A 13,260-nucleotide genomic window follows, 5' to 3' on the forward strand; every position below is an offset into this window, starting at 1 on the left:
AAAAAGAGAATCCTGTCATCTGTTTGTTGTTAAGCGAAATTGTCTTCTTAGGGGTATTTTGCTATCTTCGTCTATCAGCATGTTGCTTTTAAGAATTGTTCGATAGAGACCAAGTATGAACAAAAATATTTTTATTCTTTTATTATCTTTCTGCTTGTTCCAGAAGGAAGGTTTTGCGCAACGAACGATAGCGATGCCACAAATCGTAAATTATTCCAGTAAAGCATATCAGGGTGGTGTCCAAAACTGGGGTATAACCCAAGATACACAGGGTATTATGTATTTCGCTAACAATGAGGGGTTGCTTTCTTTTGACGGGCGATATTGGCATGTATATCCATTACCTAATTCCACTATTGTGCGCTCGGTTTGTTTTGACGGAAATGGAAGAATTTATGTAGGGGGACAAGATGAAATAGGCTATTTTGAAGCCGATGAAAAGGGTACGTTGCTTTACCATTCCTTAGTAGGGAAAATCCCCGCGAAGGAAAGGAAATTTGCAGACGTCTGGCATATTGCCATATTAGGGGAGCATATCTTTTTTCAAGCTAATAATCATATTTTTCATTACTATCAAGATAAAATTAATGTAGATAGACCGCACAGCAGTTGGCAATATATGGCGTCTGTTAAAGATGCATTGTATGCGCAGGATATGGAAAGAGGAGTTCTGCGTTATGAAAATGGCAGTTGGAAACAGGTCGCTGGAGAAAGCTCTCTGAAAGAAGGAGCGATCATTACCGGTATGGTACCATATGGGGTAGATACCTTATTGGTTGCGACAATGAAAGATGGTCTTTTTTGCTTAATAAATGGCAATTTTTTCCCGAAAGCAACACCTATGGATGCCAGATTTTCGACAAACCGAATCTCAAGTATCCGGTTTTTAGGAAATGATTTATTTGCCGTAAGCATGTATCCTGGAGGTATGTTGATTATCGATAGAAACGGAGAGATCGTTCAACGATATAGTTACGGTGAGGGGTTGCAGACGAATAACATCCGCGATATATTTAAAGATAGAAATGGCAATCTATGGTTAGCTTTGGACGATGGGATAGACTATATTGCTGTCAATAGCGCCATAAAGTATATTTATCCTGACCAGAATACGAAGCTGGGAACGTATAGTTTACGTATTTTCAACCATAAGTTATATCTCGGGACGTCCAACGGTTTGTATGTAACGCCCTATAGAGGCAATGCGTTAGATAATATCGGTATGTCGGAGGCGAAGTTTGAAAAGGTACCCCATAGTGATGGACAGGTATGGTCTGTCCAAGAGGTGAACGGGCGGTTGCTAATTGGACATGAAGAGGGGAGTTTTGAAGTTGGGGATGACGGTATCAGACCAATTCATACTGCGACAGGAATCTGGACATATCAAGCGGCTTCCCGGGTTTCGCCATCCCGGAATATGGTGATCGGTTCTTATTTGGGATTACGACACCTCTTATTCGATGGTCAATATTTTGTGGATAATGGGCACATAGACGGTTCAGACGAATCTTTAAGATTTGTGTATTACGATGATAAAAATCATGAAGTTTGGGTATCACATCCCTATCGAGGCGTTTTTAAGTTGTCCTTGTCGCCAGACTTTAAAAAAATCGTCCGGCACAAACGATATGATGTCGCGGAAGGCTTACCCGCTATGTTGCATAACTATGTTTTTCATATTCGAAATGATATCCTTGTATCGACGCCAAAGGGCGTATATATACACGATGCCGTACGCGACGCTTTTATACCAGCAGAACAATATCGGGCGCTTGTTGATGTACCGATTCAATACATGATGGAGGATAAGATGGGAAACGTGTGGTTCGCCAGCAATAAAAGACTAGGCTTATTGGATTTTTCCCGTCCGCTAGAAGAATATCCGTATACAGTTTCTTATTTTCCAGAATTAAACGGAGAGATATTAGGCGGATTTGAATCGGTTTATGTACATGATACAGCAAATGTATTTATAAGTGGGCAAAAGGGAGGTATTTTACTTAATTATAAGGCTTATCAGGATCGTGCATCTAAACCCGATATGTTGCTCCGGGCTGTGAAAGCGTTCGATAGTGACAAAAAAGAAAAATTGTTGTTTGGAGGCTATCGGCGTCATGATATGTACAGCATGAAACTGCGTTACGCCTTTAATTCCCTTCAATTTATCTTTAGTTCGACCATGTATGATCAACAGGAGCAAGTGGAGTTCAGTTATATGTTGGAGGGATTGGAAACAAAATGGTCCGCTTGGAGCAATAGAAGTGAAAAAGAATATACTAATTTGCCGGCCGGTACGTATGTTTTTAGAGTCAAATCTCGAAATGGGATGGGGAATGAATCCGAAGAACAGACATTCTCATTTCGTGTCGCACCGCCCTGGTATGCGCATCCGGTTAGCTACGTGTTTTACGGTGGAGTGTTGCTTGTATTTATTTTCTGGTTGCTGAGTATCCAACGTAAAAAACTAAAAGCAAGACACCAGGACGAACTTCACGTACGGCAGTTAGAAATTGAGAAAAAGGAGAAAGAAGTTATCAAACTCCGTAATGAAAAACTCGAAGCAGAACTTGGTTTTAAGGACAAAGAGCTGGCAAATTTGACCATGAATATCATACAGCGGGGTGAAGTGTTGAGTAAGATCAAAGATAACATCACCCAAACAATGAACCGTCTGGAAGATAAAGAAGCGCAACAAAACTTCAAACAATTAATTCGACTTATCCGATCAGCAGAAAGAACAAACGACGATTGGGAGAAATTTAACGCGCATATCCACCATGCGAATGAAAATTTCTTCCTAAGGCTTAAAAAACAACATCCCGATCTAACAACAAATGAATTGAAATTATGTGCCTTGCTGCGTATGAATCTTCTCTCCAAAGAAATTGCACAACTCATGCACGTCACGGTCAAAGCAATCGAAGTAAGCCGCTACCGCTTACGAAAAAAATTAAAAATCGATTCCGAAGTCAACCTATATGACTATTTAATGCAGTATACGAAGAATGATGAGTAGTGAGAAACGTACAATAAATATATGTTTCGAAAAATCTAGCTGATAATCATATTATTATGTGTTTTTTGTAGCGTGTTTGTAGGGGTGTTTTAATATTATTTTAGGCTTCCAAAAGACTATTGTAGTGGTAATTGTAGTCTCGTAAAAAATTTACTTTCCCAATTCGTGCCTTATTTTTGAATCACGTTCTCCTCACTAAGGAGAATAACAGCGAACTAAAAAAATTTATAAACCATGTTAAACAAATCAACTTATGAGGATTAGAATTTTACATGCATGCATTTTGCTTTGTATGTGCTTTTCTGTTATAGAACTGGCTGCACAGACGATGCAATTACGGGGACGAGTGACGTCTGCCGTCAATCAGGAACCTTTGGCTGGTGTTACCGTTGCCGTTCAAGGGAGTAACGAAGCCACCAGCACGGATCCATCCGGACAGTATGCCTTGGAAGTAGCTGGGAACAAGGCGACCTTAGTGTTTACCCAACTAGGTATGCTGTCTTCCCGGGTCGTGGTGACACAGAGTGGGGTGTATGATGTCCAGTTACAAGAAGGTTCTGACGAACTTGAAGAAGTCGTGGTGGTGGGATATGGCACGCAACGTAAAGGTGACCTGACAGCTCCTATCGCAACAGTAGATATGGAGGAAATGGGCAAGCGGACGGTGACCAATCCTATGGAGGCGCTGCAAGGGGCCGTAACAGGCGTGCAGGTTGTCAGTTCTGGTGCGCCGGGAACATCGCCCAGCGTTCGCATAAGGGGGGTAGGTTCATTCAACAATGAAAGCCCGCTTTATGTGGTCGACGGAATGTTTATGGATAATATCGACTTCCTGAATCCAAACGATATTGCCGAGATGTCTGTGCTGAAAGATGCTTCTGGAGCCGCCATTTATGGCGTGCGGGCGGCGAACGGCGTTATTCTGGTAACGACCAAGAAAGGTACGTTGAATATGAAACCGCGGGTGACCTATAACGGTTATATTGGGTTCCAATCGCCGACCAATGTGCTGAAGATGGCTAATGCACGAGAACATGCTTCTTATGCTATTGCAACCGGCAACGAAACTTTTGTGAACAATTCAGTAACGAAATTTGGTGGTACAGCTGAAAATCCAGCTATGGATACCGACTGGTATCAAGAATTGTTACGTTCGAGGGCTTTACTGACTAATCATAACCTTGATATACAAGGTGGTGCCGAAAAAATTACCTATACATTCGGCGTAAACTACCTGGATCAAGATGGAATTATGGATGCTAAAAATAGTCACCGTAAGTATAATATTCGAATGCAGACAGAGGCGCATGTCACCGATTGGTTGAAACTTGGTTTTACCGCGCATTTCAATAATTTCCATAACTATTCACCGGATAATGCGGCTTTTCGTCAAGCTTATTTTGCCTCTCCACTCTATCCGGTATATGACCCCTCCTTAGAACTGGCTAAACCGGAAAAATTTGGATCCAGCACGGTCATTGGTATGCCTTCCAGCTTCTGGTTTGCTAACCCTGTCGCTACGGCATACTATAGAAACGACCAGACGAAAGGATTCCAGATATTGCCGAGCGCTTATGCGGAGATCCAATTATGGAAAGATAAATTGACGTTTCGCACACAATGGAGCCAACGTTATCACTCTACACACAATATCAACTATCAGCCGGTCTATTATATTGACAACGATCAGCGTAACAATAATTCGTTTCTGCGATCTGCCCAAGAACGTAGCACAAATTATATCTTCGATAATTTGCTAACCTATAAAGACGGGAAAGAAAAGCACCATTGGTCGGTACTTTTGGGACAATCGACACGGGAAGACCGCTGGCGGCAAACGTGGGTACAGGCTAACGATGTTCCTGAATCGGAAGAGTTTTGGTATATCGGCGTCGGTGCACAGGGAACGGCTTCAGCAACGGGATACGGTGAGGGTGGTTTTCGGAACGCCGGAATTTCGTACTTTACCCGCGGTACGTATGACTATGACAATAAGTATTTGCTGACCGCTACTTTCCGTGCCGACGGAAGCTCCAAATATCAGACCAAATGGGGATATTTCCCTTCTGTAGGTTTGGGCTGGGTGCTGAGTCGAGAGAAATTCATGGAAAACCAAACGCTTTTCAATCAACTAAAAATCCGTGGAAGCTGGGGTAAATTGGGTAATGACGGTATTCAACCAAATGCCGGTTATGCAACGGTCTTTTCGGGAAATAATTATTCCGGAATATTTGGAAGTATAGGCACTACGAATGGCAGCCGTATTCCAGGATACCGCATTAGCAAATTCTTTACACACGTACGTTGGGAAGTTGTAGAAGAATGGGATGGAGGTCTCGACTTTACGTTATTGAACAACCGCCTGAGCGGAACGGTGGATTACTATCACCGGAAAACAAACGACCTAGCCTTTGACCGACCGATTCCCTTCTCTTGGGACCGAGTGTATGGCAACTGGGGGAGTGTAGTCAATAGTGGATGGGAAATTGGTCTACAGTGGAAAGATAGAAAGGGAGACTGGGGCTATGCTCTAGCAGGGAATTTGACGACACTGAAAAATCGGGTTACGAATCTCGGAGGACTCGAAAGCATTTTGAATGGCTTCCCGGAATGGTCGGCAGAATTTCCTTCGCGGATAGAGCTGAACCAACCGATTAATTTCTTCTATGGCTATGAAGTAGAGGGTGTATATCAAAATCAAGCACAAATCGAGGCTGATCCGATCGCAAATACCTACAATACACAAAATCCGGACAACCCCATTTTACCTGGTTATCTGAAATATAAGGATCAAAATAAAAATGGTGAACTGGACGAAGAAGACCGTGTCAACTTAGGAAACTACTTGCCTAAACTGACATATGGCTTCAATATCGCGTTGGATTATAAAAAGTTCGATTTCAGTATCGCATTTCAAGGCGTAGCCGGCAACAAGATTCATAACCTGAACCGTGCTATGCGTCGGAAATACAGCCAGATGAACGCCGATGCGGCATTTATTAACGGTCTATGGACAGGAGAGGGAACAAGCAATACATCCCCTTCGGCGCAAGGCTCGGTTGCACCGTGGAATTTGCAAGCAAGCTCTTTCTTCGTGGAAAGCGGTGCATATTTACGTATACAAAATATTCAACTAGGCTATAATTTGGATCTGGCAAAAGGTATCCCCGCGCGTATATATGTAACAGCAGACAGGCCCTTCATTTTTACCAAGTACAACGGTTTTACTCCCGAAGTAGCAGGGATGGGATTTGATGCCAATGTTTATCCAATCGCATCTTCTTACAGCTTAGGTTTAAGGCTATCTTTCTAATTTATAAAGGATAAAAATATGAACACAGTGCAATATATCTTATTGGCGGCTTGTATTACAGGCAGCTTTTCTTTAGCCGGATGCAGCAAATTTCTGGATAAACCCCTAGAGAATCAACAACGTTCGGAAGAAATCGATTATGCGAACACGGCACAGATGTATGCGCCGGTGTCTGGTGTATATCGTTCGGCAGCAGATGATAACCTCGTTCATTGGATAGATTTGTCTATCCGTTGCGTACGGGATGACGACTATCAGCAGGGGGCTCCAACCCCAAATGACAACCCCGAGCTGATAGCGATTAAGAATTTCCAGCGTGATGTGACAGTACAGTCGTACTGGGGCCTGAACCAATCCTGGAATAGTTATTACGGATTGGTTATTGCCGCCAATAACGCTTTAGTAGAGCTAGATCAGTTCGCTGAACATATCCCCGAAGGGAATGCTGCGGATCTGGCACTGAACAGACAGTATAAAGCCGAAGTCCGTTTTTTAAGAGCCTATGCTCATCTAATGGCTTCCCGCCTGTTTGGTGACGTGCCCATTTTGATTGATAGTGAAGATATAGGTAGTTTGGCCACCATCAGTAAAAGCAGCAAAGAGGCGGTACGGCAATTTATCATGGATGAAATGAATGCTTGTGCGCCGGATCTGGAAGACGCCCGACCGAATCAATCGAAGCACATTGGGGCCGTTACACGCTATTCGGCGTTATTGCTGAAAGCAAAGGCTGCGGCAGACCTTGCGGGGAATGATAACGGTAGCGCGTACTGGGATGACGTACTCGATGCAACCAACGAGATTATCAACAGTAACAAATTTTCGCTCTATCAAGATTTATATGAATTGTTTAAGATCAAGGGTAAATTGGCTGACGAATCGCTGTTTGAATTACAATATTCCGACTTTGGTCTTGGGACTGGTGATATTGTACGTCCTGGGGTAGACTGGGGTACATTTTTCAGATGGCAAGGGCCTCCAGGCGACCAAAAGGGAAGTCCAATATCAGGTGCAGGTTGGGTACCGCCTTCACAAAATATCGTGGATTTCCTTACTGCTCGAGGTGATGCCGAACGGTTAAAACTGACAATTCAATATTGTGGCGATCAAGGAGATCCCACTACTTTTGTGACTACCCCCAGCGGTGATCAGGTATATGGTAATGAATTTGGTGTCAAATATTTCAATGGGAAAGCTTACTTACCGAAATCGGATATGACATCAGGTCGTATGGAATATGGTGCAAATAATAACGTACGTATCCTGCGTTATGCTGATGCCCTGTTGCTAAATGCTGAGGCAAAGGTCAGGAAAGGCCAGAATGGTGACGAACCTTTCCGATTGGTTCGTGAGCGTGCTAAATTGGAACCGATCTCCAATGTGACACTGGATCAGATCATCGATGAAAGACGGGCGGAGTTCGCGTGTGAATGGTGGGGCGAGCGCTTCAATGACTTGGTACGAACGGGTAAAGCCACAGAAGTGTTCGGCTCTAAATTTGTACCCGGTCAAAGCGAGTTTATCCCAATTCCGCAAACACAGATAGATGCTAATCCCAATTTAAGATAAACTTTAAAACCTAGATACTCCATGATGCTATTCAGATTATTATTATATGTGATGCTAACTTTTTTCCTAGGAATTCCAGTTGTCTCTGCGCAGAAAAATAAACCCATCAAGACAACTATCGTACAACAAAAGGGAGGCTATATGCTGATGAGAGAAGGAAAACCCTATTTTATAAAAGGCGCCGGCGGAAGTCAATATATGGAACGTTTAAAAGCTTACGGTGGAAACTCTATACGTACATGGAGTCCACACGATGCGGGAAGAATTCTGGATGAGGCGTATGATTTGGGGTTGACAGTCACTTTAGGACTTTCGATACACACGGAACGTCACGGTTTTGATTATAATGATGCGGAGGCCGTATCTAAACAGCTGGAGGCGACACGCGATGTCATCCTGGCGTATAAGGATCATCCCGCTCTTCTGGCTTGGGGTATTGGCAACGAACTGAACTTACACTATTCCAACCCGAAAGTGTGGGATGCGGTCAACGATATCGCGAGCATGATCCATCAACTGGATGGTAATCATTTGGTGACTACTATGTTAGCCGGTGTGAATAAAAAGGAAATCGATTACATCAAGGAACGATGTCCGACACTGGATTTAATTGCCGTACAGGTGTACGGCGGTCTTGCTTCCGTACCCCAACTAATCAAGGACGCTGGCTGGGACAAAGCATATATCGTGACGGAATGGGGGCCTACCGGACATTGGGAGGTGGTCTCGACACCGTGGGGTGCACCGATAGAGGAAACAAGCAGCGAGAAAGCAACCGTATACCAAAAACGTTATCAAGCCTCCATCGCAAACGACAAATCTTGTTTGGGTTCCTATGTTTTCCTCTGGGGACAAAAGCAGGAACGAACCCCCACATGGTATGGGCTTTTTACGGAAAACGGCGAGGAAAACGAAGTCGTAGATGTGATGCAGTATCTCTGGTCAGGCAATTGGCCGGAAAACAGGGCCCCCCATTTGAAATCGCTGACTTTAGATGGTAAGCAAGCGTCAGATTTCCCCGTCGTTGAACCCGGCAAAGACTATGTGATCTCCGCTTCTGTAATCGATCCGGACGGCGACGAACTGGTGGCACGTTGGGAACTTCTGGAAGAAAGTACGGATTTGAAAGAAGGAGGGGATCGGGAAGAACGTCCGGGCGCACTTTCGGGGTTAGTGGCAAAGGAAAACGCGATGCAGACGTCATTGAAAGCTCCTGACCGAGCAGGAGCGTATCGTTTATTTGTTTACGTGACAGACGGAGACAACAACGTGGCAACGGCAAATATCCCTTTCTATGTTAAATCCGGTGTCGATACGTTCACTTCAAAAACATACCGCTTTACAGAGCATCCGGTATGGGCGGACGAGTTTGATTACGAAGGGCTTCCGGATACGGATAAATGGAGCTACGATATAGGAGGGAGCGGCTGGGGAAATAATGAGTTACAATATTATACAGAAGCGCGTCCGGAAAATGTACACGTGGCAAACGGCCTATTAACCATTACCGCCCGTAAAGAAGCATATGAAGGCAGCGAATACACGTCTACACGTCTTGTTAGCAAAGGTAAGGGTGATTTTTTATACGGCCGATTTGAGGTGAGAGCCAAGGCTGCCAAAGGTCGAGGAACTTGGCCTGCCGCTTGGATGTTACCCACCGACTGGGCGTATGGGGATTGGCCTGCGTCGGGAGAGATTGATATTCTCGAACATGTAGGGTATGATCAGGATGTGGTGCACATCAGCGTACATACCGAAGACTATAATCATTCCATCGGTACGCAAAAGACCGCTTTTAAGAAAATAGAAAATGCTACGACCGAGTTCCATATCTTCCGCGTAGATTGGACGCCGCAATATATCCGTGGTTTTGTAGATGATGTTCAATTGTTCAATTTCCCGAACGAAGGCAAGGGATATCAAGCATGGCCTTTTGATAAGAAGTTTCATTGGCTACTGAACCTTGCGGTAGGTGGAAATTGGGGTGGTCAACAGGGTATAGATGATGAAGCTTTCCCAGCACAATATCAGGTAGACTATGTACGGGTATATGACTTGTTGAATCCGTAAGAAATAGGTCGGTTTTTATGAATTTTCGCCCCTTTTTCAAGCAGGAAAAGGGGCTTTTTTCGTAATGTACTTGTACATTTCCGATAACGCTACCGATGTTTTAGTTAGAGAAATAGTTGGAATATACACGCATATGGTATTTCTTTGACCTTATCAAATTTTGATAACACAAGAGTCAAAATAATAAACCACAACACAACATTATGATACGTACAAATTACCTTAAACAAGTATTTCTATCGGGGATTGTGATTCTTTATATATGCCTCGGGGCGACAGTGGCTCTGGCGCAACAAACAATCTCAAGAACTATCACCGTAAAAGAAGGACGCAATCATGCTCCTTTACCGGGTGCTACCGTGGTCAACTTAACAACAAAACTGTCTACGGCAACGAATGAAACCGGAACAGCTAATCTAGAAGCTTCGCTAGGCGATAAACTTCGGGTAACGTTACTAGGTTATGTTGCCCAAACGGCGGTGGTGGGCAGCGAAAATAGTCTGGAGATTCTCCTTATTCCTGAAGAACAAAATATTGCTGAAGTTGTTGTGACAGCCTTGGGCATCAAGAGGGAAACAAGAGGATTGACATACGCTACGCAGCAGATATCTGCGGAGGCGGTCAATGATGCTCGGGATAACAGCGGTAATATCATGAGCAGCTTGACTGGTAAAGTAGCGGGCGCGGTTGTCACCACCAGTTCGTCAGGTCCCGGTGCTGCAGCGCGTGTAGTATTAAGGGGAAACAAATCGATATCGGGCAATAATAATGCATTGGTTGTTGTAGACGGCGTCCCCTACGATAATACGCCTGGTACACAAGCTACGGGTACGACGCCTAATTATGGTACAAGTGATGGGGCGGCAAATATCAATCCGGATGACATTGCGTCCATCAACATCCTAAAAGGCCCGTCCGCTGCGGCATTGTATGGAACCCGCGCAGCGAACGGTGCGATCATCATCACAACGAAACAAGGTCGTGAGGGGCGTTATAATATCGAATATAATGGTAGTGCGGCTATCGACCAGGTGAATATGCTGACCAGCTTCCAGAACACCTATGGCCGCGGAAATGGTGGCGTGGCAGGAACCAATATCGGTGAAAGCTGGGGAGAACGAGGTACGACATTTAGTAACAATGTGCGTAATTTTTTCCAAAACTCTTCCACATTTAATAACAGTATAAGCACTTATGGGGGAACCGAGAAGGTACAGGGATATATGTCCTATTCCAATAATAAGATTGGGGGTATTTTTCAAGGCAATGACCTCAAGCGAAATAGCTTAAATCTGCGATTAAATACAGAGATTATTCCGAAGTTGAAAACCGATGTCAAACTGAACTATGTCAACCAGCAGGTTGATAACCGTCCGCGGTTGGGTGATATGGGAATTCCCATAGAAGCTTATATCATGCCAAGAGATATGGATGAGGCGGAGTTGAAAGATTATGAAACGATTAATCCTGTTAACGGAGAACCTACACGTAAATATTGGTCTGGTTCAGCCGTTTATGACAATCCATACTGGAGCCTTAACCGAACATCGGTAAACCAAGCACGCGACAGAATAACCGCTTTGGGTTCTGTGTCCTATCAACTTACCGATTGGCTTGACGTATTAGGACGTTATTCTTTTGATAAGTATAAAGATGTGATAGATGGCTCGTTTTATCATAGTACGGTCTCGTTGGGAAATGTGCGTGAAGGGGGACAATATTATGAAACCCATACGGAATATTCGGAACAGAACTTCGATTTCCTGTTGAATGGTGAAAACAAGTTAAGCGATAATATCCAGTTGAACTATAATTTGGGAACCAGCTTCTTGAAAAGAAACTATGGGACTTTTCAAAATATGGCGAATGGATTATCGATACCCAATCAGTTTTCTTTGTTAATGGCAACAACTCCCGAATTCTTAAATATCCGTAATTATGAAAGACGCCTAAATTCCATTTATGCCAGTACACAATTGAGTTTCTACAATAACATTTTCTTGGATTTGACGGCGCGCAATGATTGGTCATCTACCTTGCCATCGCCCTATGGCTTTTTCTATCCATCGGCAGGTCTGTCAGTAGTATTTAACGAGTGGCTGCGCATGCCTAGTTGGGTGACGTTTGGTAAAGCAAGAGTGTCCTATACACAGGTGGGGAATGATGCCGAACCCTATTTATTAAATCAACTGTATCAATTCGGATTGGGAGCAGGTAAAGGCTTTGTGTCGCGCAATCCGACAAAGGCCATTCCAGATTTGAAACCAGAGTTAACCAAGTCGTTTGAAGCAGGATTGGATATGCGTTTTTTTGATGATCGATTGACATTCGATGCGACGTATTATAAAAGTAATTCGGTTAACCAATTGATGTACCTGGCATTGCCTATGGCCAGCGGATTTAGTAGGGAATACATTAATGCTGGAGATATTGAGAACAAGGGGTTTGAAATTCAGTTGACGGGAGCCCCGATAAGGAATGATAGATTTAGTTGGAATACCTCTATGAATTTCTCCACCAATACCAATACGATTTTGGAATTGGATGAGAGGACGAAACGTGCTAATATAACCGATAATACCAAATATGCGACGGTAGTTGTTAATGAAGGTGGGAAATATGGTGACTTATATGGCCATGTATGGAAAAAAGATGCTAACGGGCAGTATATAGTGGATGCAAATGGACTACCTGTAGTAGAAGCGAATCAAAAACTCGGCAATTTTAACCCGAAAGCGTTATTAGGCTGGTCTAATACATTTACTTATCGGAATGTATCCTTGCATACCCTTATCGATGCACGCATAGGAGGTGAAATTGTATCGGGAACAGCCGCCTATTTAGCGGCGTTTGGAGTAGCTGATTTTACCGAAACCCATCGGGACGGCAGTTGGATATTACCGGGCGTACATGCGGATGGCACGACAAATAATACGGCGATAACGGCTCAGCAGTTTTGGACAACTGTTGGACAAAACGGCCGAGATGCTTGGGGCGAATTCTTTACGTATGATATGACCAATGTTCGCTTTAGGGAATTGGCAGTAAGCTACAAATTTAAAGTGGATGGATGGAAAGGTATCCAGGCAGCACAGGTTTCATTAACCGGGCGTAACCTGTTTTTCTTTTACAGAGGGAAATCGAAAATGGATATACCGGGACTCGGTAAAATTAAAAATCCGATCGATCCTGAAGGCGCATTAGGAGCAGGTAATTACCAAGGGGTAGAGGTCGGATTGCCTCCGACGGTGCGTACCTATGGTTTGAACGTAAAGGTTACATTTTAAATTTC

At 43.8% G+C, this 13,260-nt stretch carries 5 protein-coding genes; all 5 read left to right on the plus strand.

Going from position 1 to position 13,260, the window contains the following annotated elements:
- The first annotated feature begins 115 nt into the window (after positions 1-115).
- The 5 genes from G5B43_RS04960 to G5B43_RS04980 all read left to right on the plus strand — a co-directional run bounded on the left by G5B43_RS04960 (position 116) and on the right by G5B43_RS04980 (position 13,255).
- Entirely contained in the window at positions 116-3,016 is a 2,901-nt protein-coding gene (locus G5B43_RS04960; RefSeq protein ID WP_165293610.1) for a two-component regulator propeller domain-containing protein, read from the plus strand.
- 253 nt (positions 3,017-3,269) lie between these two features.
- On the plus strand, positions 3,270-6,329 hold the full coding sequence (locus G5B43_RS04965; protein ID WP_165293611.1) for a SusC/RagA family TonB-linked outer membrane protein: 3,060 nt from the start codon (positions 3,270-3,272) through the stop codon (positions 6,327-6,329).
- An 18-nt stretch (positions 6,330-6,347) separates the two neighbouring features.
- Positions 6,348-7,898 carry a RagB/SusD family nutrient uptake outer membrane protein gene (locus G5B43_RS04970; RefSeq protein ID WP_165293612.1) on the plus strand — a complete coding sequence of 517 codons (1,551 nt, stop codon included), beginning with the start codon at positions 6,348-6,350 and terminating at the stop codon, positions 7,896-7,898.
- A gap of 21 nt (positions 7,899-7,919) precedes the next feature.
- The gene (locus G5B43_RS19350) at positions 7,920-9,968 is read left to right on the plus strand and encodes a glycoside hydrolase family 16 protein (RefSeq protein ID WP_240904762.1); all 2,049 of its coding nucleotides are present in this window, start codon (positions 7,920-7,922) and stop codon (positions 9,966-9,968) included.
- Between the two features lie 203 nt (positions 9,969-10,171).
- Complete coding sequence (locus G5B43_RS04980; RefSeq protein WP_165293613.1) at positions 10,172-13,255, plus strand: SusC/RagA family TonB-linked outer membrane protein; 3,084 nt, start codon at positions 10,172-10,174, stop codon at positions 13,253-13,255.
- Positions 13,256-13,260 lie beyond the last annotated feature (5 nt).

The sequence above is a fragment of the Sphingobacterium sp. SGR-19 genome (genome assembly GCF_011043555.1).
Classification (GTDB): domain Bacteria; phylum Bacteroidota; class Bacteroidia; order Sphingobacteriales; family Sphingobacteriaceae; genus Sphingobacterium.

Bases quoted from the DNA above. Each gene is read 5' to 3' on its own strand.
- G5B43_RS04960 (WP_165293610.1), top strand. From the start codon at position 116: ATGAACAAAAATATTTTTATTCTTTTATTATCTTTCTGCTTGTTCCAG.
- G5B43_RS04965 (WP_165293611.1), top strand. From the start codon at position 3,270: ATGAGGATTAGAATTTTACATGCATGCATTTTGCTTTGTATGTGCTTT.
- G5B43_RS04970 (WP_165293612.1), top strand. From the start codon at position 6,348: ATGAACACAGTGCAATATATCTTATTGGCGGCTTGTATTACAGGCAGC.
- G5B43_RS19350 (WP_240904762.1), top strand. From the start codon at position 7,920: ATGATGCTATTCAGATTATTATTATATGTGATGCTAACTTTTTTCCTA.
- G5B43_RS04980 (WP_165293613.1), top strand. From the start codon at position 10,172: ATGATACGTACAAATTACCTTAAACAAGTATTTCTATCGGGGATTGTG.